Here is a 21,161-nt window from a genome sequence, read left to right as displayed (position 1 = left end):
GTGGGAGGCGCCGGTTCATCCGGTCACGCGCGCGGCCCGAAGGCCGCGGAGTGTCAGCCAGCGATCTCGGTCTGCGCGAAGAAGAACGAGATTTCGCGAGCGGCGTTTTCCAGGCTGTCGGAGCCGTGGACGGAGTTCGCTTCGATGCTCTCGGCGAAGTCCTTGCGGATGGTGCCCTCGGCGGCGTTGGCCGGGTTGGTGGCGCCCATGATCTCGCGGTTGCGGGCCACCGCGTTCTCGCCCTCAAGCACCTGCACCACCACCGGGCCGGAGATCATGAAGGAGACCAGCTCGCCGAAGAAGGAGCGCTCGCGGTGCACGTCGTAGAAGCCTTCGGCCTGGGCCTGGGTCAGCTGCAGACGCTTCTGGGCAACGATGCGCAGGCCGTTTTCTTCGAAACGGGCGTTGATCTTGCCGGTCAGGTTGCGACGGGTGGCGTCGGGCTTGATGATCGAGAGGGTGCGTTCGATAGCCATTACGGTATCCCTGCGTTTGTTGTGCGGCCAGCGGCCGGGCTGTGGCGGGTCGCGGTCGCGACGCGGCCGTTCGCGACAGACTCCATACACGGTCTTTGCACCGGCCGCAAACGGTGCGCGGTTATACAGAACGCGCCAGCCCCTGACAACCGCCAAACCATTACGCCTTCCGGCCGGGCCGGACGTGGCCGTTTCCGGCGGCGTCGAGGTATGGTAGGAAGCGGTCCATGCTGCACGTCAACGACCTCGTCTATCGCATCGGCGGCCGAGTCCTGCTCGACGGCGCCACCGCCCACATCCCCGCCGGGGCGCGGGTGGGTCTGGTGGGCCGCAACGGCACCGGCAAGTCGACCCTGCTCAAGCTCATCCTCGGGGAGATCGCCCCGGATGCCGGCGACATCACCGTGCGCCCGCGCGCCAGCGTCGGCCGGGTGGCGCAGGAAGCGCCGGCCGGCGACCGCACGCTGGTCGACTGCGTGCTGGCCGCCGACCTGGAACGCGACCGCCTGCTGGCGGAGCTGCCCGCCGCCGAGGCCGCCGCCGACGCCCACCGCATCGCCGAGATCCACGAGCGGCTGAACGCCATCGACGCCCACTCCGCCCCCGCCCGCGCCGCCAGCATCCTGGCCGGCCTCGGCTTCACGGCGGAGGCACAGGAGCGGCCGGTGGGCGACTTCTCCGGCGGCTGGCGCATGCGCGTGGCGCTGGCCGCCGCCCTGTTCGCCCGCCCCGACCTGCTGCTGCTGGACGAACCGACCAACCACCTGGACCTCGAAGCCACCATCTGGCTGGAGAACTACCTGGCGGTCTACCCCGGCACGCTCATCATCGTCAGCCACGACCGCGACCTGCTGAACAAGGTGTGCCAGCGCATCGTCCACCTGGACAAGGGCAAGCTGGTTTCCTACCAGGGCGGCTATGACGACTTCGCCCGCCAGCGGCGCGAGATGATGGAACTGCGCGAGAAGGCGGCGGTGAAGCAGGAAGCCCGCCGCGCCCACCTGCAGTCCTTCGTCGACCGCTTCCGCGCCAAGGCCACCAAGGCCCGCCAGGCCCAGAGCCGCCTGAAGATGCTGGAGAAGATGGAGCCGGTGGTGCCCATCGTCGAGGATCGCGGGGTGTCGTTCGACTTCCCCCAGCCCGACGAACTGGCGCCGCCGCTGATCCAGGTGGAGGCCGGCAAGGCCGGCTACGACGGCCGCCCGGTGCTGTCGCGGCTGTCGTTCCGCATCGACATGGACGACCGCATCGCCCTGCTCGGCGCCAACGGCAACGGCAAGTCGACGCTGGCGAAGATCATCACCGGCCGCCTGGCGCTGATGGACGGGGAGATGAAGGCCAGCCCCAAGCTGCGCGTCGGCTACTTCGCCCAGCACCAGACCGAGGAACTGAACCCCCAGGGCACGCCGTTCCAGCACATGGCGAAGCTGATGCCGGGGGTGGCCGACGCCAAGGTGCGCGCCCACCTCGGCCGCTTCGGCTTCGGCGCCGACCTGGCCGACAACCGGGTGGAGCAGCTGTCGGGCGGCGAGAAGGCGCGTCTGCTCATCGCCCTCATGACCCACGACGCGCCGCACATCCTGGTGCTGGACGAACCCACCAACCACCTGGACATCGACACCCGCGACGCCCTGATCGAGGCCCTGAACACCTTCGACGGGGCGGTGGTCATCATCTCCCACGACCCGCATCTGGTGGAACTGGTGGCCGACCGCCTGTGGCTGGTGGCCGACGGGCGGGTGATGCCGTTTGACGGCGACATGCAGGACTACCGCAAGCTGCTGCTCGACCGCGCCCGCGATGCCCGCCGCGAGGCCAAGGCGGAAGCGCGCGCCGACGCCGAGGCGCCGGCCCAGTCCGCCGCCGCCCGCAAGGAGGACCGCCGCCTCGCCGCCGAACTGCGGCAGAAGGCGGCGCCCCTGAAGAAGCAGGCGCAGGCGGCCGAGAAGAAGCTGGAAGACCTGACCGCCCGCCGCGCCGGCGTCGAGGCCAGGCTGGCCGACCCCAAGCTCTACGACGGCCCCGGCGACAAGGTGGCGGCCCTGCAGAAGGAACTGGGCGAACTGTCCAAGGCCATCGAGGAAACCGAACTGGCCTGGATCGAAGCCCAGGAAGCCTACGAAGAGGCGATGGCGGCGGCCGGCTGAGCATCGCCGCCGCCGCCGCCCTTGCCCCCGGTCCCGCCGAAGCCCGCCGTCGTCAGCATCAGCCAGAAGTCGCGGACGGCGGTTTCCTTGTGGGTCGGGTCCTTGATGTCGGCGGTGAAGTCCTCGATGAAGTTCGGCCGCTTCAGGTGCTCGACCACGCGGGAGCGGGCCAGCGCCATGGCCTTGCCCTCGATGAGCAGGCCGGAGGCGACGAAATGCACCAGCCGCTTGGCGCGGATGCGCAGGGAGTCGGTAGGGTCGTCCAGGCGCTCGATCACCCGTTCCTGCACCAGATAGCGCGCCACCAGCGTATCCAGCCGGTCCACCAGGGCATCGCGCAGCTGCGGCGGCAGCGCCGTGCCGCGCAGCGCCCGCTGCAGGGTGCCGATGGCGGCCAGCTTCTCGTGGGCGCTTTCGTCGACGCGGACGAAGGCGTGGATGTCCGCCGCCTCCATCACCGTCATCTGGATGGCCTGGCCCAGCATCGGCAGGCACTGGCGACCGCTTTCGGTCTTCAGCATGTCGAGGTAGTAGTGCACCCGGCGCGAGCGGTCGGCGATCATGCCGCCCATGGTGCCGATGGCCAGTTGCAGGCCGGTCTTGCCGCCTTCGGCGAACTGGCGGCTGCAGCGACTGGTCAGGGCTTCCGCCATCTGCGGCCCGGTGCCGAGGCGCGGGAAGCGCAGCAGGCGGGTGACGAGCGCCTGGAACGCCTCCGTCTCCTTGGCCGGGTCGTTGCGCGACAGCGGCCGGGCGCCCGACACCTCGTTGACCACCCGGTCGCGCAGCACCAGCCAGGCGGACTTGAGCCGCCCTTCGGCCATCATGCTGCGCAGCACCGCCACCGTTTCCGGCTCCCGCCGGCCGGCGGGCGGCTTGCCCTCCATGATGTCGATGAGCGCCACCAGCGCGGCCGACAGGTTGGGCCGCTCGCCCAGGATGTCCTGAATGGTCTGCGGCGAGCCGAGGACGTCGGCGATGAACTCGTCGAGGATGCCGAAGTCTTCCTCGCATAGGTCGGGGGTCACCGTCGCCAGCAGCACGTCGAGCTTGGCGAGGTACGACCCCTGGCCGATGAGGTCGCGGGCAACGGCGCTGCGGATCAGCAGGGCGCGGTCCTGCGGCACCCAGGCCACCTGCTCGGCGGTGCGGCAGAGCTTGGCATAGCTGGCGAGGCCGAGCTTCCACACCGCCTTTTCCCCCTCCGCCCGGCGGGCGCGGGAGGCGGCTTCCTCGACCAGCCGGTACAGCTCGTCGCGGCGCTGGCGGGCGTCGGTGCCGCGCGCCTTGGCCTGCAGGGTGGCGACCCGGTCCACCGCCGAGGGGTAGACCTGCGGGTCGGAATCCATCAGCCGGCTGAGGGCGCGGTAGTTGTGCAGGGTCTCCAGCGGCGTCAGCTTGTTGGCGTCGAGCCAGCGGCGCAGCACCTTGGCCGCCGTCATGCGGGCGGGCAGCGCGTAAAGGTCTTCGACGTCGGCGCAATCCGCCGCCTCGGTGATCGCCGATGCCGCCACGTTGGCGCCATTGGCGCTGCCGCCGCGGTCCTTTTCGTAAACGGTGGTCTCGCGCCCCAGGCGGTCGCGCACCACCCGCACCGCCTGACAGTTGGCGCGGGCGAGGATCTTGTCGGCCTCGCGGATGGCCGGACCTTCGTCCTCCACCACGGCCTCCACGATCCAGCGGCCGTCGCGCTGCACCTGGACCTCGAACTTAGCCCGACCCATTCCCCTGTCCCCCTGGTCCGTTCTGGACCCGCCCTCTCGTCCCCCGACAAGTGGATGCGGTATCGTCCTGTTTACCGACAGAGCCCGGCGAAAAACAGGCGCAGATGTTCGACCGACAGTTCAGCGGCCGGCGGGGGCGGCGACGCCGATGTTCGCACTGGCCTTTTCGGTCCAGCCGCCGCGTTCGGTCTGCTGCCAGTAGTGCAGTTCCCAGCCGGCATCCCGGCAGGCGACCCAGCGCCGGCGGGCGGCCTCCACCGCCGAGTCGTCGCGGCCGTCGAACAGGTCGAGGCAGCGGTCGTACTCGTCCATGCGGGCGGTGGTCATGCCGTCGGTGAGGAGAAGGATGCCGGCGCCGTTGGGGCGGTCGTCGCTGTCGGTCAGCCAGACCGGCTGGTCGGCCTCGAAGCCGTCGCCGGGCACGCCGTGGGGCAGCCAGCCGTCGGGGCGGAAGGTCCACAGCACCGCCGACAGGGCCTCGGCCCGCGGTCGCGAGGAGGTAAGGACCACGGCCCGCTGGCCGCTCTCCAGCACCTTGCCGAGCAGGGGCGGCAGCGCCTGTTCCAGCGGCCATTGCAGCAGATGATAGAAATCGACGCGCCTCATGCGGCGCAGTCTAGCCGAGGCGGCGGCGGGCGGAAAGTGGGGCCGCCGGGCGGCGGCCCCCTTTCTTCGTTCTTCTCCCGCCGGATGGTCACGCGCTCAGCGCGGGGCGCCGGCGGTGGCTTCCAGGAACGCCCGCAGGGCCTTGCGCTGGCGCTGGTCCAGCTTGAGGTAGTCGTTGGCCAGCTGCACCACCTCGGTGGAGGTCATCGGGTCGCTGCCGGCATCCACCGGGCGCACCAGGCGGGTGCGGCCGGGGCGGGAGGCGGCGGCACCGGCACGGGCGGCGCGCTCGCGCACCACCTCTTCCGGCAGGTCTTCGAAGAAGAAGGCCACCGGCACGCCCAGCACGCAGGCCATGTCATACAGGCGGGAGGCGGAGATGCGGTTGGTGCCGCGTTCGTACTTCTGTACCTGCTGGAAGGTGACGCCGATGGCATCGCCGAGCTGCTGCTGGGTCATGCCGAGCAGGGTGCGGCGCAGACGCAGGCGGACGCCGACGTTGACGTCGATGGGATCGGGGGCGCTGTCGTCGGCGGCGGCGTCGATCGGACGGATGGAGCGGGCGGTGAGGCTGGACATGATGGTGTCTCCGGCGGTTGGGGGTGTGACAGCCATCACATAGCAGCCGGCGTGCCATCCGCCGCCGACACCCGCCCGGCGTTTGCCACCGCCGCCACAAGTGGAGGGAAAACTTCACTTTTCACGGAAGTGTAACGATGCCGCCCGACCCGCCCCGCGGCTGTACCGCCATACCGCCGGCCGCACCGTGCCCATGCAGCCTGCGGTTTTGCGTCGCTTCCTGAGAGAATTTCCAAACTGCAAAGGGCCTCCCGGTTTCCCGGAAGGCCCCTTGCCATGGTCGGACATGGGCGGGCGATCAGCCCTCGGTGATGCGCACCGCGACGAAGCGGCTGCCGGCCTCGCTCTGCACCATCAGCAGCACGGACTTGCGGCCAGCCTTGCGCGCCGCATCCACCTGGGTGCGGATTTCGTCGGCTGAGGTCACCTGCTTCTGGTTGACCTCGACAATCACATCGCCCGGCCGAATACCCTTCTGCGCCGCATCACTATCGGCATTGAGATCGGCCACCACGACGCCACGGCCGACGTCTTCGGGGATCTGGAAGGTGGTGCGGGCCTGGTCGTCCAGCGGCTGCACCGACAGGCCGAGGGCGGGGATGTCGGCCCCGGCCGCCGGACCGGCCGGCGGGGCGCCGTTCTCCTCGGTGGCGAAGGCGGTCTCGGCTTCCTCCTCCAGCTCGGCGACGGTGACGCGCACGGTCTTGCGGGCGCCGTCGCGCCACACGTCCACCGCCACGGCCTTGCCGATTTCGGTTTCGGCCACCGCCTTCGGCAGGTTGCGCATCTCGCGGATGTCGTTGCCGTCCCAGGTGAGGATCACGTCGCCGGCCAGGATGCCGGCTTCGGCCGCCGGGCCGCCCTCCTGCACGCTGGCCACCAGGGCGCCGCGCGGGCGGTCGAGGCCCAGGCTGTCGGCGATTTCCTCGGTCACCGTCTGGATGCGCACGCCAAGCCAGCCGCGCTTCACCTCGCCGTACTTGCGCAGGTCGTCGATGACGGCGCGGGCCAGGTTGGACGGGGTGGCAAAGCCGATGCCCACCGAGCCGCCGCCGGCCGGCGAGTAGATGGCGGTGTTCACGCCGATCACCTCGCCCCGCATGTTGAACAGCGGGCCGCCGGAGTTGCCGCGGTTGATGGAGGCGTCGGTCTGCAGGAAGTTGTCGTAGGGGCCGGCATTGATGTTGCGGGCGCGGGCGGAAATGATGCCCGCCGTCACCGATCCGCCCAGGCCGAACGGGTTGCCGATGGCGATGACCCAGTCGCCGACGCGGGCCTGCTCGCTGTCGCCGAACTTCACGAACGGCAGGTCGCGCTCGGTGGTCACCTTCAGCAGCGCCACGTCGGTCTTGGGGTCGCGGCCCACCACCTCGGCCTTCAGGGCGGTGTCGTCCTGCAGGATGACGGTGACTTCCTCGGCGCCCTCGATGACGTGGTTGTTGGTCACGATGAAGCCGTCGGCGGCGATGATGAAGCCGGACCCGAGGGAGGTCGCCCGCCGCGGCATGGACGGCGCCTGCTGGCGGTCGAAGAACTCGCGGAAGAAGTCCTCGAACGGGCTGCCGGGCGGGAACTGCGGCATCTGCGGGCCGCGCTCGCCGGTCAGGCTCTGGGTGGTGGAGATGTTCACCACCGCCGGCAGCAGCTTCTCGGCCAGGTCGGCAAAGGACTCGGGCGCCTCGCGCGCCGCCGCCGGGGCGATGCCGTGACCGACGGCCAGGGCGACGAGCACCACCAGCGACGCAAGCCAGCGCACCGCAGCGGCCCGACCGGCGCCCCGCCGGCCGGAGGACATGCGCTGGTCAGCCGGCGCGGGGGTTCGGAACGATCCTCTCACGGACACTTCTCCATTACAGCGGACGCAGACAGGCCGGCTCTCCACCAGACCCTGAAGAATCATGGCTTCCAATCTAGGACGGCAACCGGGCGGGTTCCAGAGACACTATGCTTTTCAGGTAAAGGACGTTGCGGCAAGTGCGGAAACCGCCGCCGCGCCCTGCCCCTGTGGCCGGTGCCCCCGGCCTCAGCCGCCGCCCGCCCGCAGCAGCCATACCGCCGCCACGCCAAGGGCGCAGCCGACGACGCCAGCGGCGCGCAGGGTGCTGTCGGGCAGGGTGAGGATCTGCGCCAGCATGGCCTTCATGCGGCCGGGAAACAGGGCGTAGACGGCGCCTTCCAGGGCGATGGCGAGGGCAAGGGCGGTCAGCAGGTCGGTCATCGGATGTCGTGTCGTGTCGTGGCGCCGGCAGGAAAAAGGGGCGCGCCCGGCAGGAACCGGACGCGCCCCGAGGATAGGGAACCCTTAAGGCAGCCGTCGTCAGCGCTGGGCCGCCGGCAGCGGGCTCGGCAGGTTGCCGCCGGCCGGACCCTGGCCGAAGAAGCGGAAGAAGTCGCTTTCCGGGCTCAGGACCATGGTGGTGGTACCGTTGCCCAGGGCCTCGCGGTAGGCCTGCATGGAGCGGTAGAAGGCGAAGAACTGCGGGTCCTGGCCGTAGACCTCGCCCAGGATGCGGTTGCGGTCGCCGTCGCCCTGACCGCGGAGGATTTCCGCCGTCTTGCGCGCCTCGGCCAGGATGACGGTGCGGTCGCGGTCGGCTTCCGCCTCGATCTTGGCCTTCAGCTCGGCGCCTTCGGCGCGCAGCTGGGCGGCCTGGGCGATTCGGCTGGAGCGCATGCGGTTGAACACCGACTGGCTGGTTTCCTGCGGCAGGTCGGTGCGGCCGATGCGGACGTCCACAACCTCAATGCCGAACTCGCCGGCGCGGCGGCGCACGGTCTGGGTGATTTCCGACATGACGCGGCCGCGGCTCTCGGCCAGCAGGTCGGTCAGGTCGGCCTCGCCCAGCTGGTCACGCACGGCCGAGTTGAGGATGGAGCCGAAGCGGTCGCGCAGGCCGGCTTCGCTGCGCACCGTCTGGTAGAACGCCAGCGGGTCGACGATGCGGTAGCGGGCGTAGGTGTCGACGATGATGCGCTTCTGGTCGCGCAGCGGCACTTCCTGGCCCGGCGGGTCCAGGTCGAGCGTGCGGCGGTCGTAGGTGATGACGTTCTGGATGAACGGCATCTTGAACTTCAGGCCCGGTTCCGTCTCCACCCGCTGCGGGCTGCCGAACTGCAGCACCAGCGCCTGCTGGGTCTGGTGGACGGTGAACATGGAGCTGAACAGGATGACGGCTGCCACCGCGATGATGACGCCGACGACGGCGAGACTGGTCCGTTTCATCGAGCGGCCTCCTGCTGAGCGGACGAGAGCGTGGGCGCCGGCCGGTCATTGGGAGACGGCTGGGAGAAGGTGTTGGGCGTGGCCGAAGAGCCGGCCGCACGGGCCGCCGGCACCTGCTGGGCGCGGCGCTGCAGTTCCGGCAGCGGCAGGTAGGGCACGACGCCGTTGGTCCCGGCGGCGCCGTTCTGGCCATCCACCAGCACCTTGTCGCTGCGCGACAGGACGTCCTGCATGGTTTCGAGATAGAGACGCTGGGTGGTCACGTCCTGGGCGGTCCGATAGCTGTCCAGCACCGAGCCGAAGCGGTCCGCCTCACCCTGGGCGGCGGCGATGACCGACTGCTTGTAGGCCTGGGCTTCCTGGATCATGCGTTCCGCCTCACCCTTGGCGCGCGGCACGATGTCGTTGCGGTAGGCCTGGGCTTCGTTCTGCAGGCGCTCCTTGTCCTGGCGGGCGCGCTGCACGTCGTTGAAGGCGTCGATGACTTCCGCCGGCGGGTCGGCCTTCAGCAGCTTCACGTCAAGGACCGTGATGCCCGAGTTGTAGCCGTCGAGGATCTGCTGCAGCAGCCGGGCGGAGCGGGCCTGGACCTCGGCACGGCCTTCGGTCATGGCGGTTTCCAGCGGCGTCTGGCCGATCACTTCACGCATGGCGCTTTCGGACGCCGCCTTCACCGTCGCTTCCGGGTCGCGGATGTTGAACAGGAAGTTGCCGGCGTCGGAGATGCGCCACTGCACGATGAAGTCGGTGTCGATGATGTTCTGGTCGCCGGTCAGCATCATGCTTTCCTGCGGCACGTCGCGGGCGCCGCCGGAGCGCGGATCAGCGCTGCCGCGGAAGCCGATGGTCAGCTGGTTGGTCAGCGTGACCTTGGGCGTCTGCACCTCGCCGATGGGGCCGGGGAACCAGTAGTTCAGGCCGGGCCCGGTGGTCTTGACGTACTTGCCGAACAGCAGCTCGACGCCCTGTTCGTCCGGCTGCACGCGGTAGAAGCCGGTCAGGCCCCAGGCGATGAGCACGCCCGCCGCGATCAGCACCACCGTGCGCGCGCCGATGCCGCCGCCGCCGCCGCCACTGCCGCCGCGACCGCCGCCCGGCACCCACTTGCGCAGGCGTTCCTGGCTCTTGCGCAGCAGCTCCTCCAGGTCGGGGGGCTGCTGACCGCCGCCACCGCCGCCGCCGCCGTTGCCGCCGCCGCCCGGACCCCGGCCACCCCATGGGCCGCCGCCGTTGTTACCGCCGCCGCCCCAGGGGCCGCCCTGTTGATTCCAGGCCATTGAACAAATCCCTCTTCGCTTACAGATACCCGAGCGTTTAAGGTGCACAACCGGATCGCCCGGAGGCTTCCTCCGTGCGATCCCGTGCCGGAAGCCCGCCTGCGCGGACACGAAACCATCCCTGCCTTATAGGGCACCAGGATAACCCGTGCAACGAAGGGGGGTTCCGACGATCCCTTCACGCGCTACGCGCCCGGTCCTTCACGCGCTACGAGACCCGGTCGGCACAACGCGCCACTCGGGTTGAGATATCGGGCAGTCTCAGGAGTTTTCAAGGATGGCGGAAATCGATAAGGGTGCAGTGGTAGAGGCACTGAAGGCCGTGCGGGTGGACCAACTGGGCACCGACATCGTCTCGGCCGGGTGGGTACGGGATGCGGTGGTGAGCGGCGGCCACGTCACCTTCGCCATCGAAGTCCCGCCAGAGCTGGGCCCGCAACTGGAACCCGTGCGCGCCGAAGCGGAGCGCGTGATCGCCGCCCTGCCCGGCGTGGCACAGGTGACGGCGGTGCTCACCGCCGACCGTGCCGCCGGCTCCGCCCCGCCGCCGCCACCGCCACCGCCGCCCGCCGGCGCCGCCGGCCATGGTCACGGGCACTCGCACAGCCACGCGCCGCGCGGCCCGGCGCCGGGCATGATGGGTCACGGCGGCGGCACCGGCCGGCTTGAGCTGCCCAACATCAAGCACATCGTCGCCGTCGCTTCCGGCAAGGGGGGCGTCGGCAAGTCCACCACCGCCGCCAACATCGCGCTGGCGCTGGCCCGGCTCGGCCTCAAGGTCGGCCTGTTCGATGCCGACATCTACGGCCCCAGCGTGCCGCGGGTGATGGGGCTCGCCGGCCAGAAGCCCATGGCCCGCGGCGACCGCATCGTGCCGCTGCGCAACCACGGCGTCACCGTCATGTCCATCGGCTTCATGGTCGAGGAGGATTCGCCGGTGGTCTGGCGCGGCCCCATGGTGGTGGGCGCCCTGGAACAGTTGCTGCGCGACGTGGAGTGGGGCGAGCTGGACGTGATGATCGTCGACATGCCGCCCGGCACCGGCGACACCCAGCTGACCATGAGCCAGCGCGTGCCGCTGGCCGGCGCCGTCATCGTCTCGACGCCGCAGGACATCGCCCTGCTGGACGCCCGCAAGGGCCTGTTCATGTTCCGCAAGGTGGAGGTGCCGGTTCTCGGCATCATCGAGAACATGAGCTACCACCAATGCCCCAAGTGCGGCCACCGCGAGGAGCTGTTCGGCCACGGCGGCGCCCGCCGCACGGCGGAGGAACTGGAAGCGCCGTTCCTGGGCGAGATCCCGCTCGACCTGAAGATCCGCGAAGCCACCGACGCCGGCCGCCCCATCGTGGTCGCCGAGCCGGACGGCCCGCACGCCACCGCCTACCTCGACATCGCGAAGTCGATCTGGAGCACCCTGAGCGGCGACAGCCCGGAAGCCCAGCCGGCGAAGAAAAAGCCGCGGTTCTGGTTCCGCTGAAAGCGGGTCAACTCCGCATCAGGCGCGGGTCCAGGGTGGCGGGTGTGATGCCCGCCACCCGGACCAGCCCTCACCCTTCGCGGTCGAGGCTGTCCATCAGTTCGCGCCATTCCCGCGGCGACAGGCCGGAGGTGGCCTGCGTCACCGGCTCGCCGGCCAGCAGGCGGCGGACGATGTCCAGACCGCCGCGCGACAGGTGGACGCCGCCCATGCGGTAGTCGCTGAAGGCCTCGTGGGTCAGCGGCACCCAGCGCTTCACCGTCTCCAGCATGGCTTCGGCGTAGACGCGGATTTCGTACTGGGCGTGGCTGTCGGCGCGCAGGGACAGGAAGTGCAGCAGGTTGTGCAGGTCGATCTTCCAGTACCACTGCGTATAGCAGTTCATGGTCAGGTTCATGCGCGCCAGCTCGCGGGCGAGGCCGCGGCGGGAGGGGTCCTGGCCCTCGTTCAGCATCCATTCGTAGTTGGCGTAGCAGCGCTCGGCATCCTCGCGCAGCAGGGTGAGGACGCGGTGGGCTTCCTCGCCGGTCAGGGGCTCGCCCTCGGCGCGGCCCTGGTGGTTCTGCTTGGACTGCGGCGCCAGCGCGTCCGGGCCCGGTATGTAGAATTCCTTGTCGAGGATGGAGTACCGCGCCGAATACTCGTTCACGTTGGCGGTGCGGTGGCGGATCCACTGCCGCGCCACGAAGATCGGCATCTTCACGTGGTACTTGATCTCGCACATCTCGAAGGGCGTGGTGTGGCGGTGCCGCATGAGGTAGCGGATGAGGCCGCGATCCTCGCTCACCTTCTTCGTCCCCTTGCCGTAGGAGACGCGCGCCGCCTGCACCACCGCCGAGTCGTCGCCCATGTAGTCGACCACCCGCACGAAACCGTGGTCGAGCAGCGGAATCGGCTCGTACAGAATGTCCTCCAGCGCCGGCACGGTGGCGCGGCGGGTGGGAGTCTCGATCCCCCGCAGCTGGGCGATCTCTTCCTTCTGCGCGTCGGTGATCGACATGGGCGGCCGGTTCCTTGGTATGAGGGCGTCGCGCCCTTTCTAGACCGACAGGGCAAGCCGTGGAAACCCTCTTTGCAAGTCGGGGCGCCCGCTCTATATAGAACCCGTCGGGGCAACCCGACTATGGGGCTAAACCCATTGCGGAATAAGCGTTACGGACCCGGGGGCAGTACCCGGCGGCTCCACCAGTTCCGCCGGCGCAGCACGCGCCGGCTTTCGGGGCCGACACAGGATCGACGTGCGTGGTAAAGGCATTGGCTGTCCCCGGCATGGCTCCACCGTTATCGGGCCGAACGCAATAGTTGCCAACGACAACTTTGCTGAGGTTCGCGCTGCTGCGTAATGCGGCATCGTAAACCACCTTAAAGCCCTGGCGGTTAGCCCCGTCAGGCGGGGTTCGGGAGGCACCTGGCAACAGAAGCCTCCCACTTCTCTCGCCTCCGGCCCCCTGCCGGGATACCCGGTGGCAGTAGCGCGCATCACCGGAGGGGACACGAGGCCTTGAACGAGCACGACGACCAGACCGACGGCTTCAACTACGAGGAAATGGTCGAGGATGCCCTGCGCGGCGTCCTGCGTCGCGCGCTCGAAAAGACCGCGGCCGAAGGCCTGCCCGGCCAGCACCACTTCTACATCACCTTCCGCACCGATGCGCCGGGCGTCACCCTGCCCGACCGCCTGAAGGCGCAGCACCCCGAAAGCATGACCATCGTCCTGCAGCACCAGTTCTATGACCTGGGTGTCACGCCGGACGAGTTCACGGTGACGCTGTCGTTCAATTCCCGCCTTGAAAAGCTGGTGATCCCCTTTGCGGCGGTCACCGCCTTCGCCGACCCCTTCGCCAAGTTCGGCCTGCAGTTCCACGTCGGCCTCGACGACGACATGGACGAACTGGACGACGAGGAATTCGAGGACGAGGACGACGACGACAGCCTGATGCGCCACGAAAACGCCGACGACCACCCCGAACAGGCGGGTGACGGCGAGGACGACAAGGGCGGCGACAACGTGGTCACCCTGGACGCCTTCCGTAAGAAGTGATTTCGCGGTAAACACTCCCTCGCAGAGTTCCTGATCCTACCCGCTCGGGCGGGCGGACCGTCCGTCGGGACGGCCGCCGCCGGCGGGCGCCGCCTGTGTCGCGAACCCGAGTGCGAGGCCTCATCGCCATGACCATCGACGTCGCTTTCTCCGAAATGTTCCCCCTGGGCAAGGACTCCACGCCCTACCGCAAGCTCACCTCCGACTTCGTGTCGGTGGATACGGTGGGCGGCCGCGAGGTGGTGGTGGTCGACCCGCGGGCGCTCACCCTGCTGGCGGAGGAAGCCTTCCGCGACGTCAGCCACCTGCTGCGGCCCGGCCACCTGGCGCAGCTGCGCAAGATCATCGACGACCCCGAGGCGAGCCCCAACGACCGCTTCGTCGCCATCGAGATGCTGAAGAACGCCAACATCTCGGCCGGCGGCATCCTGCCCATGTGCCAGGACACCGGCACCGCCATCATCATGGGCAAGAAGGGCCAGGCCATCTGGACCGGCGCCAACGATGCCCTGGCGCTGTCGGAAGGCGTCGCCAATGCCTACGCCAGGCTGAACCTGCGCTACTCGCAGATGGCGCCGCTGACCATGTATGACGAGGTCAACACCGGCAACAACCTGCCGGCGCAGATCGACCTCTACGCCACCGAGGGCGACGCCTACAAGTTCATGTTCATGGCCAAGGGCGGCGGCTCGGCCAACAAGACCTTCCTCTACCAGCAGACCAAGGCGCTGCTGAACCCGGCGTCGCTGCGCAAGTTCCTGGACGAGCAGATCCGCACCCTCGGCACCTCTGCCTGCCCGCCCTATCACCTTGCCATCGTCATCGGCGGCACCTCGGCGGAAACCTGCCTGAAGACCGCCAAGCTGGCCTCCGCCCGCTACCTCGACAGCCTGCCGACCGAAGGCAGCAAGGCCGGCCACGCCTTCCGCGACCTGGAGGCCGAGGCCATGGTGCTGGAGATGACCCAGCAGATGGGCATCGGCGCCCAGTTCGGCGGCAAGTACTTCTGCCACGACGTGCGCGTCATCCGCCTGCCGCGCCATGGCGCCTCCTGCCCGGTGGCCATCGGCGTGTCGTGCTCGGCCGACCGCCAGATCCTCGGCAAGATCACCCGCGACGGCGTGTTCCTGGAGCAGATGGAAACCGACCCGGCCAAGTACATGCCGGAGGTGAAGACCGAGAAGCTGTCCGACGAGGTGGTGAAGATCGACCTCAACCGCCCCATGGACGAGATCCGCAAGACCCTGTCGCAGTACCCGATCAAGACCCGCGTCAGCCTGACCGGGCCGATGATCGTCGCCCGCGACATCGCCCACGCCAAGCTGAAGGAACGGCTGGACAAGGGCGAGGGCCTGCCCGAGTACTTCAAGCAGCACGCCGTCTACTACGCCGGCCCGGCCAAGACCCCGGACGGCATGGCCTCCGGCTCCTTCGGCCCGACCACGGCGGGGCGCATGGACGCCTATGTCGAGCAGTTCCAGGCCGCCGGCGGCAGCATGGTGATGATCGCCAAGGGCAACCGCAGCAAGGCGGTGACCGAGGCCTGCCACAAGCACGGCGGCTTCTACCTCGGCTCCATCGGCGGTGCCGCGGCCATCCTGGCGCAGAACTCCATCAAGAAGGTGGAGGTGCTGGAGTACGCAGAACTGGGCATGGAAGCCATCTGGAAGATCGAGGTGGAGGACTTCCCCGCCTTCATCATCGTCGACGACAAGGGCAACGACTTCTTCCAGAAGCTGTAACGGCCGGGTGACCTCGGCCTGAGGGAAGGGCGCCGCTCCACCAGGGGCGGCGCCCTTTGCCGTTGCGGGCCGCGCCCTACGCCATCACCTGCCGCGCCACGTCGCGCACCTCCGGCCGGATGGCGCCGGTGGTCGGGGTGTCGGCGAGGGTGGTGAACCACTCCTCCGGCGGGTTGCGGCCGCGGCGGTGCGGCCACCACAGGCCACGCAGCACGCTTTCCGCCGCCGCCGGCAGGCGCTCGGGGATCGGTAGGCCGTTCAGGGTGGCCCACACGCCGGTCCAGCAGCGCGCCACCGACCACGGGTTATAGCCGCCGCCGCCAAGCACGATCACCCGCGGCGCCAGGTCCTTCAACCGCGCCACCGCCTGCCAGTAGCCGCGGTTAGACAGTTGAAGCCGGCTCTGCGGATCGTCGGCGAGGCCGTCGCAGCCGCACTGGATCATCAGCGCCGCCGGCTGCAGACGCTCCGCCAGCGGCACCAGCACCGTCTCGGTCAGGTAGTCCAGTTCGCTGTCGGTGAACCCCGCCGGCACCGGCAGATTGCGCGCGGCGCCGCCGGCGCGGTCGTCCGCCGCCCCGGTGCGGGGCCAGCGGCCGGCCTCGTGGATGGAGACGGTGAACACCCGCTCGTCGGCATGGAAGGCATCCTGCACGCCGTCGCCGTGGTGGGCGTCGAGGTCGATGTAGAGAATCGGCGCCACCCCGAGATCGAGCAGCCGCAGCAGCCCCAGCACCGGGTCGTTGAGGTAGCAGAAGCCGCTCGCCTGCGCCGCCCGGCCGTGGTGGGTGCCGCCGGGCGGATGGTGGACGATGCCGCCGTCGCGCACCAGCTCCGCCGCGCGGATGGAGCCGCCGCAGGCGGTGGCGGGGCGGCGGAAGACTTCCGGGTAGATCGGGTTGTTGTTGACGCCGATGTTGTAGCGCGCCCGCAGCTCCGCCGGCAGGTCCTGGTCGCGCTCCGCCGCCTGCAGGGCGGCGACATAGTCGGGATCATGGAAACGCGCCAGCTGCTCCGGCGTCGCCTGGGGGCTGTCCACATACTGCGCCTCCGGCAGCCAGCCCAGCGCCCGCCCCAGGTCGAGCACCGTCGACACCCGCGGGATGGCGAGCGGGTGGCTGCGGCCGTAGCGCGACAGGCGGTAGATCTCGTGGGCGATGAGCAGCGGGCGGGACAGCATGCCGCTGAAGGTAGGATGCCGGGCCAGCCGCCTCAACGGGCGTCGGGCAGGCCGCCGCTGTTGAGGGCCATCTGCAGATAGCGGTCGGTGATGACCTCGGCGGTGCGGTCGGAGCCGGTGATCAGGCCGGCGCGGCGCAGCAGCAGGTCGTGCCGCCGCACCGACCGTTCCAGCGGCCCGCCGGCGACGAACAGGAAGCGCTGCTCCGCCGAGCGCAGGATCTTCATGCTCGCCAGCGCCTGTTCCATTTCCTCGACGCTGACCTTCTCGCGCTCGGCCATGCGGCGCACCGCCTCGTCGTGGTTTTCCCGCCACCACACCACCGCCCGGTCCCAGGCGCGCACCAGGGCTTCCGCCTGCGCCTCGCGGCCGGTCAGCCAGTGGGGGTCGATGGCCACCACGTCCACCACCTCCCCCGGCACGTCGGCGGAGGAGAAGATGGTGCGCAGGCGGCCGCTGCGGGCGAGGTCCAGCGCCGCCGGCGGATAACTGACCACCGCGTCGATGCGGCCGTCGCTCACCGCCTTGAGCATGTCGCGCTGCCGCAGCGGCACCACCGTCACGTCGGCCAGGCTGAGCCCGGCCGTTTCCAGCGCCCGCGACAGCAGGAAGGTGGTGGCCGAGTCGGGCTCCACCGCCACGCGCCGGCCGCGCAGGTCGCCGGGCACCTTGATCGGCGGCACCGCCATCACCACGTCGGCGCCGTCGGAATAGTCGGCGGCCAGCACCACCCGCGGGCAGCGGGGGCCGCGGTCGCAGGCCTGCAGCACTTCGGTCAGGGTGACGGTCATGGCGTCGGCCTTGCCGCCTTCGAAGGCGGCGCGGACGCTGCCGAGGTCCGGCCGTTCCACGAACTCCACCGTCAGGCCCTCTTCCTCCAGGAAGCCGAGGTCGCGGGCGAGGTAGAGGAATTCGTACCCGGGCCAGGGGTTGATGGCCAGCCGCAGGGTGGCGGAGTCGTCGTCGCGGCAGGCCACGACCGCCAGTGCCGTCAGCGCCGCCACGGCGACGGCTGCTGCCAGTCTGCCAATGCCGCCGCGCAACCGCGCGTGCCCCTGCATGATCGTCCCCCGCCTGCCGACGCCTCTCCCCTTAAACCATAGGCACGGCGCGGACACCCGGAAAGCACTTTTTACCTCAAAAGTTCAGGATGAACGTCGGGTCATGAAGGGGTTGGGCGGCGGCGGGGCCGCCCGCCCCTCCTGGCCTGCCGCCGTTACAGACGCTCCAGACCGCACCAGCGGGCGATGAACAGGGCCAGCACCTTGGTCACCGTGTGCAGGCTGTCCAGGCTGACGCTTTCGTCGATGCCGTGGATGCGCGTCGCCTCCGGCCCGTAGCAGGTGGCGGGGGTGTCGCCATAGAGGATGAAGAAGCGGGCGTCGGTGGTGGCGGTGGAGGCCAGATGCTCGATGGTGCTGCCGGTGATTTCCTGGTGGATGGCCGACAGCGACTTCATCATCGGCCAGTCGAGGTCCATCACCGCCCCTTCGGCATGGAAGCCGCCGTAGGAGACGGTGGCGGTGATGCCGTTGGGGGTGCCGGCATGGATGGCGTCTTCCACCTCGCGCTTCACCTCCTCCAGCGGCTTGCCGGGGAAGAAGCCGACCCGCAGGTCGAAACGGGCGACGGCCGGCACCGACGACGTCCAGTCGCCGCCGCTGATCTTGCCGACGTTGAAGTTGATGGGGTGGCGGTGGCCCTCATAGCAGGCATGGCGGCAGTCGGCGCCGTTCCAGGCTTCCTCCAAGCGCTTGAGGCTCTGGACGATGGGGAACAGGGCCTCGATGGCGTTGCTGCCGGCGGAGGTGTCGAGCACATGGGCCGGCGTCCCCTGCAGGTCCACCGTGAACCACATGACGCCCAGCTGCGCCGTCATCAGGGAGTGGTTGAAGGGCTCCGGGATGATGGCGGCATCGGCGCGATAGCCGCGATGCAGGCAGGCGAGCGCGCCGTTGCCGGTGCATTCTTCCTCGATCACGCTCTGCAGGTAGACCGGCGCCGCCGGCCGGAAGCCGAGCCGCGCCAGCGCCTTCATGGCCGCCACATAGGCGACGATGCCGGCCTTCATGTCGCCGCCGCCGCGGCCATACAGGCGGCCGTCGCGCACCACCGGCGAGAACGGCGGATCGGTCCACTGGCTTTCATCGCCCGGCGGCACCACGTCGATATGGCCGTTGAGGATCAGGCTGCGCCCCCGGACCGGGCCCTTGGGGCGGCTGATGCCGACCACGTTCTCCCGCCCGGAATAATCCACCAGCGGCGGCGAGAAGCCGGGCAGGTGGGAGATGGCGGCGAGGTCCACCTCGAAGCGATCCACCTCCAGCCCCATGGTGCCAAAGACGCCGGCCATGATGTCCTGCGCCCCCTGCTCCTGCCCCAGCATGGAGGGCTCGCGCACGAGGTCGGCCAGCAGGTCCACAGCGTCCGCCTGTTCGGCGGCGACGGCTTCGAGAATGGCGGCATCGGTGGGGGTGGCGGTGGAGGTGTCGGGGGCCATGGTCACACGATCCTGTCTGGGGAGAGGGTGGTTTCGGTGATGCCGCGGGCGGCGATATGCTCCGGCACCGGCTTGCCCTGGGCCAGCGCCGAGGCCAGCTCGCCCATGGCGGCGCAGGTCTGGATGCCGTAGCCGCCCTGCCCGGCCAGCCAGAAGAAGCCGGGCTCGCCAGCACGGGCACCCACCACCGGCACGCCGTCGGCGACGAAGCTGCGCAGGCCGGCCCACTTGTGGTCCACCGCCCGCACGTCGAGGTCGAGCGCCCCCATCAGCCGGTCGATGGCGATGGCGACGTCCAGTTCCTCCGGCTGCACGTCGTGGGCCGGCACCGGGGTGGCGTCGGCCGGGCTGACCAGCAGTTTGCCGGCGTCGGGCTTGGCGTAGAAGGTTTCCTCGGCGTCGAGCACCATGGGCCAGCGGTCCGGGCTCATGCCCGCCGGCACCGACACCAGGCAGGCGGTGCGGCGCTTGGGCTGCAGGCCGATGGGGCGGACGCCGGCGAGGCTTCCCACCTCGTCGGCCCAGGCACCGGCGGCGTTGATGACCACCGGCGCGGCGAAGCTGTCGCCGGCGCGGGTGGTGACGGTCCAGCCGCTGTCGCTGCGGGTGACCGCCTCCACCTCCGCCCGCGTCACGATCTCGCCGCCGTGGCGCTTCAGCAGGCGCAGGAAGCCCTGGTGCAGGGCGTGGACGTCCATGTCCTTGGCGCCCGTTTCCAGCATGGCCGCCTTCACCTGGTCGCGGCGCAGCAGCGGCAGCAGGGCGCAGGCCTCCTCGGGCGTGATCTCCGTCAGCGGCGCCCCGGCGGCGCGGCCTTCCTCGGCGGCTCGGGCGAGCGCCGCTTCCTGTCCCTCCGGCGCGAAGAACAGCACGCCGCGGTCGGTCAGCACCGGCGCCTCCGTCAGTCCCTCCGGCGGGTTTTCGAAGAACGGCCGGCTGGCGATGGACAGGGCCCGGATGGCGCGCGGGCCGTAGTTTTCCGTGAACAGGGCGGCGGAGCGGCCGGTGGAGTGGTAGCCCGGCTGCGCCTCGCGCTCCAGCACCGCCACCCGGCGGCCGTCGCGGGCGAGGAAATAGGCGGCGGAGGCACCGGCAATGCCGCCGCCGATGATGACGAAATCAAACAGCCGGGTGTCGCTCATGGTGGTCCTGTTCACTGTCCTGGGTCGGTCGGTCGCCGTGGCCGCCGGGCGGGCCATCAGAACGCTACGAGATCAGCCCCCTTGAGGTCGAGCATCGTTCTGGCTTCGGCGGGGGAGGCCACTTGCAGGCCGAGGCTTTCCAGGATGCCGCGCACATGGCTCACCTGCTCGGCGTTGGAGACCGCCAGCCGCCCCGGCCCCATGGTCAGGCTGTCCTCCAGCCCGACGCGGACGTTGCCGCCCATCACCGCGCCCATGGCGGCAAGGCCCATCTGGTGGCGACCGCCGCCGAGCACGCTGAAGCGGTAATCGCCGCCGAACAGGCGGTCGGCCACCGACTTCATGTGGGTCAGGTTGTCGGGGTCGGCGCCGATGCCGCCCAGGATGCCGAAGATGAACTGGCAGAACAGCGGCGTCCTCACCAATCCCTTGTCGAGGAAATGGGCCAGGGTATAGAGGTGGCCGACGTCGTAGCACTCGAACTCGAACCGGGTGCCGCAGCCTTCGCCCAGGTCCTTCAGGATGCGTTCGATGTCGCCGAAGGTGTTGCGGAAGATGAAGTCCTTGGAGCCTTCGAGGAACGGCTTTTCCCAGGCGTGCTGCCAGTCGCTGTAGCGATCCGCCAGCGGGTGCAGGGCGAAGTTCATGCTGCCCATGTTGAGCGAGCACATCTCCGGCTTCGCCGTCAGCGCCGCCTGCATGCGGTCCTCCACCGTCATGCCCTGGCCGCCGCCGGTGGTGATGTTCACCACCGCGTCGGTCTGCTGCTTGATGCGCGGCAGGAAGCGCATGAACACGTCCGGGTCCGGCGACGGCCGCCCCGTCTCCGGGTCGCGGGCGTGCAGGTGCAGGATGGCCGCCCCCGCCTCCGCCGCCGCCACCGCCTGCTCGGCGATCTGGTCGGGGGTGACGGGCAGGTGCGGGCTCATGGTCGGCGTGTGGATGGAGCCGGTGACGGCGCAGGTGATGATGACCTTCTCCCGCCCGCGCTTCTGGCGGCGCGGCGGTGCGGGAGGGGGGGACGTTTCCAGGGCTGCCATGGGT

Annotated in this window: 18 protein-coding genes and 1 other RNA gene; 5 read left to right on the top strand and 14 right to left on the bottom strand. The window is 69.8% G+C overall.

The window, feature by feature from the left end; all coding sequences use genetic code 11:
* Positions 1-53: 53 nt before the first annotated feature.
* Positions 54-476, bottom strand: a complete 423-nt coding sequence (gene ndk / locus ABD056_RS15160) for a nucleoside-diphosphate kinase (RefSeq protein WP_343867941.1) — start codon at positions 474-476, stop codon at positions 54-56.
* Between the two features lie 227 nt (positions 477-703).
* Here ndk and ABD056_RS15155 point away from each other — a divergent pair, with 227 nt between their 5' ends.
* Positions 704-2,623 carry an ABC-F family ATP-binding cassette domain-containing protein gene (locus ABD056_RS15155; protein WP_343867940.1) on the top strand — a complete coding sequence of 640 codons (1,920 nt, stop codon included), beginning with the start codon at positions 704-706 and terminating at the stop codon, positions 2,621-2,623.
* Here the strand turns inward: ABD056_RS15155 and ABD056_RS15150 are convergent.
* The 7 genes from ABD056_RS15150 to hflK form a co-directional block, all read right to left on the bottom strand.
* Positions 2,593-4,347, bottom strand: a complete 1,755-nt coding sequence (locus ABD056_RS15150) for a hypothetical protein (protein WP_343867938.1) — start codon at positions 4,345-4,347, stop codon at positions 2,593-2,595. The two genes, ABD056_RS15155 and ABD056_RS15150, sit on opposite strands and share 31 nt — an antisense overlap.
* 120 nt (positions 4,348-4,467) lie before the next feature.
* Positions 4,468-4,953 (bottom strand): DNA polymerase III subunit chi, encoded by a 486-nt coding sequence (locus ABD056_RS15145; protein WP_343867936.1) that lies wholly within the window; start codon positions 4,951-4,953, stop codon positions 4,468-4,470.
* 96 nt (positions 4,954-5,049) lie between these two features.
* Positions 5,050-5,532 carry a helix-turn-helix domain-containing protein gene (locus ABD056_RS15140; RefSeq protein ID WP_343867934.1) on the bottom strand — a complete coding sequence of 161 codons (483 nt, stop codon included), beginning with the start codon at positions 5,530-5,532 and terminating at the stop codon, positions 5,050-5,052.
* A gap of 298 nt (positions 5,533-5,830) precedes the next feature.
* The gene (locus ABD056_RS15135) at positions 5,831-7,327 is read right to left on the bottom strand and encodes a DegQ family serine endoprotease (RefSeq protein WP_343867932.1); all 1,497 of its coding nucleotides are present in this window, start codon (positions 7,325-7,327) and stop codon (positions 5,831-5,833) included.
* 228 nt (positions 7,328-7,555) lie between these two features.
* The gene (locus ABD056_RS15130; RefSeq protein WP_343867931.1) at positions 7,556-7,750 is read right to left on the bottom strand and encodes a DUF2065 domain-containing protein; all 195 of its coding nucleotides are present in this window, start codon (positions 7,748-7,750) and stop codon (positions 7,556-7,558) included.
* Positions 7,751-7,849: 99 nt separating this feature from the next.
* The gene (gene hflC / locus ABD056_RS15125; protein WP_343867930.1) at positions 7,850-8,755 is read right to left on the bottom strand and encodes a protease modulator HflC; all 906 of its coding nucleotides are present in this window, start codon (positions 8,753-8,755) and stop codon (positions 7,850-7,852) included.
* Positions 8,752-10,032, bottom strand: a complete 1,281-nt coding sequence (hflK, locus tag ABD056_RS15120) for an FtsH protease activity modulator HflK (protein ID WP_343867928.1) — start codon at positions 10,030-10,032, stop codon at positions 8,752-8,754. The genes hflC and hflK overlap by 4 nt, the downstream gene beginning before the upstream one ends.
* 277 nt (positions 10,033-10,309) lie before the next feature.
* Here hflK and ABD056_RS15115 point away from each other — a divergent pair, with 277 nt between their 5' ends.
* On the top strand, positions 10,310-11,512 hold the full coding sequence (locus ABD056_RS15115) for an Mrp/NBP35 family ATP-binding protein (protein ID WP_343867926.1): 1,203 nt from the start codon (positions 10,310-10,312) through the stop codon (positions 11,510-11,512).
* 70 nt (positions 11,513-11,582) lie between these two features.
* Here ABD056_RS15115 and thyX read toward each other — a convergent pair whose 3' ends face one another.
* A complete protein-coding gene (gene thyX / locus ABD056_RS15110; protein WP_343867925.1) occupies positions 11,583-12,512 on the bottom strand; it encodes an FAD-dependent thymidylate synthase in 930 nt (309 codons plus the stop codon).
* A 67-nt stretch (positions 12,513-12,579) separates the two neighbouring features.
* Here thyX and ssrA point away from each other — a divergent pair.
* The 3 genes from ssrA to ABD056_RS15095 all read left to right on the top strand — a co-directional run bounded on the left by ssrA (position 12,580) and on the right by ABD056_RS15095 (position 15,295).
* Positions 12,580-12,942: a transfer-messenger RNA gene (gene ssrA, locus ABD056_RS15105) on the top strand.
* A gap of 71 nt (positions 12,943-13,013) precedes the next feature.
* Positions 13,014-13,553 carry an SspB family protein gene (locus ABD056_RS15100; RefSeq protein ID WP_343867924.1) on the top strand — a complete coding sequence of 180 codons (540 nt, stop codon included), beginning with the start codon at positions 13,014-13,016 and terminating at the stop codon, positions 13,551-13,553.
* Positions 13,554-13,681: 128 nt separating this feature from the next.
* A complete protein-coding gene (locus ABD056_RS15095) occupies positions 13,682-15,295 on the top strand; it encodes a fumarate hydratase (RefSeq protein WP_343867922.1) in 1,614 nt (537 codons plus the stop codon).
* A 76-nt stretch (positions 15,296-15,371) separates the two neighbouring features.
* Here the strand turns inward: ABD056_RS15095 and ABD056_RS15090 are convergent, their stop codons facing one another.
* From ABD056_RS15090 to kce, 5 genes are all read right to left on the bottom strand, one after another.
* Positions 15,372-16,475 carry an arginase family protein gene (locus tag ABD056_RS15090; protein ID WP_343867920.1) on the bottom strand — a complete coding sequence of 368 codons (1,104 nt, stop codon included), beginning with the start codon at positions 16,473-16,475 and terminating at the stop codon, positions 15,372-15,374.
* Positions 16,476-16,507: 32 nt separating this feature from the next.
* Positions 16,508-17,536 carry an ABC transporter substrate-binding protein gene (locus ABD056_RS15085; protein WP_343867918.1) on the bottom strand — a complete coding sequence of 343 codons (1,029 nt, stop codon included), beginning with the start codon at positions 17,534-17,536 and terminating at the stop codon, positions 16,508-16,510.
* A gap of 155 nt (positions 17,537-17,691) precedes the next feature.
* Positions 17,692-18,975 (bottom strand): M20 family metallopeptidase, encoded by a 1,284-nt coding sequence (locus ABD056_RS15080; RefSeq protein ID WP_343867916.1) that lies wholly within the window; start codon positions 18,973-18,975, stop codon positions 17,692-17,694.
* A gap of 2 nt (positions 18,976-18,977) precedes the next feature.
* Positions 18,978-20,117 (bottom strand): NAD(P)/FAD-dependent oxidoreductase, encoded by a 1,140-nt coding sequence (locus ABD056_RS15075; protein WP_343867914.1) that lies wholly within the window; start codon positions 20,115-20,117, stop codon positions 18,978-18,980.
* Between the two features lie 56 nt (positions 20,118-20,173).
* Entirely contained in the window at positions 20,174-21,157 is a 984-nt protein-coding gene (kce, locus tag ABD056_RS15070) for a 3,5-dioxohexanoate:acetyl-CoA acetone transferase (RefSeq protein WP_343867912.1), read from the bottom strand.
* Between the last annotated feature and the right edge of the window lie 4 nt (positions 21,158-21,161).

This window comes from Caenispirillum bisanense, assembly GCF_039523075.1.
GTDB classification, from domain to species: Bacteria; Pseudomonadota; Alphaproteobacteria; order Rhodospirillales; family Rhodospirillaceae; genus Caenispirillum; species Caenispirillum bisanense.
The sequence above is the reverse complement of the archived record's forward strand: the minus strand, read 5'-3'. Positions and strand labels throughout refer to the sequence as shown.

What these genes read in the sequence shown, in the direction of transcription:
- ndk (WP_343867941.1), bottom strand. Translation starts at nt 476, where the DNA reads ATGGCTATCGAACGCACCCTCTCGATCATCAAGCCCGACGCCACCCGT.
- ABD056_RS15155 (WP_343867940.1), top strand. Translation starts at nt 704, where the DNA reads ATGCTGCACGTCAACGACCTCGTCTATCGCATCGGCGGCCGAGTCCTG.
- ABD056_RS15150 (WP_343867938.1), bottom strand. Translation starts at nt 4,347, where the DNA reads ATGGGTCGGGCTAAGTTCGAGGTCCAGGTGCAGCGCGACGGCCGCTGG.
- ABD056_RS15145 (WP_343867936.1), bottom strand. Translation starts at nt 4,953, where the DNA reads ATGAGGCGCGTCGATTTCTATCATCTGCTGCAATGGCCGCTGGAACAG.
- ABD056_RS15140 (WP_343867934.1), bottom strand. Translation starts at nt 5,532, where the DNA reads ATGTCCAGCCTCACCGCCCGCTCCATCCGTCCGATCGACGCCGCCGCC.
- ABD056_RS15135 (WP_343867932.1), bottom strand. Translation starts at nt 7,327, where the DNA reads ATGTCCTCCGGCCGGCGGGGCGCCGGTCGGGCCGCTGCGGTGCGCTGG.
- ABD056_RS15130 (WP_343867931.1), bottom strand. Translation starts at nt 7,750, where the DNA reads ATGACCGACCTGCTGACCGCCCTTGCCCTCGCCATCGCCCTGGAAGGC.
- hflC (WP_343867930.1), bottom strand. Translation starts at nt 8,755, where the DNA reads ATGAAACGGACCAGTCTCGCCGTCGTCGGCGTCATCATCGCGGTGGCA.
- hflK (WP_343867928.1), bottom strand. Translation starts at nt 10,032, where the DNA reads ATGGCCTGGAATCAACAGGGCGGCCCCTGGGGCGGCGGCGGTAACAAC.
- ABD056_RS15115 (WP_343867926.1), top strand. Translation starts at nt 10,310, where the DNA reads ATGGCGGAAATCGATAAGGGTGCAGTGGTAGAGGCACTGAAGGCCGTG.
- thyX (WP_343867925.1), bottom strand. Translation starts at nt 12,512, where the DNA reads ATGTCGATCACCGACGCGCAGAAGGAAGAGATCGCCCAGCTGCGGGGG.
- ABD056_RS15095 (WP_343867922.1), top strand. Translation starts at nt 13,682, where the DNA reads ATGACCATCGACGTCGCTTTCTCCGAAATGTTCCCCCTGGGCAAGGAC.
- ABD056_RS15090 (WP_343867920.1), bottom strand. Translation starts at nt 16,475, where the DNA reads ATGCTGTCCCGCCCGCTGCTCATCGCCCACGAGATCTACCGCCTGTCG.
- ABD056_RS15085 (WP_343867918.1), bottom strand. Translation starts at nt 17,536, where the DNA reads ATGCAGGGGCACGCGCGGTTGCGCGGCGGCATTGGCAGACTGGCAGCA.
- ABD056_RS15080 (WP_343867916.1), bottom strand. Translation starts at nt 18,975, where the DNA reads ATGGCCCCCGACACCTCCACCGCCACCCCCACCGATGCCGCCATTCTC.
- ABD056_RS15075 (WP_343867914.1), bottom strand. Translation starts at nt 20,117, where the DNA reads ATGAGCGACACCCGGCTGTTTGATTTCGTCATCATCGGCGGCGGCATT.
- kce (WP_343867912.1), bottom strand. Translation starts at nt 21,157, where the DNA reads ATGGCAGCCCTGGAAACGTCCCCCCCTCCCGCACCGCCGCGCCGCCAG.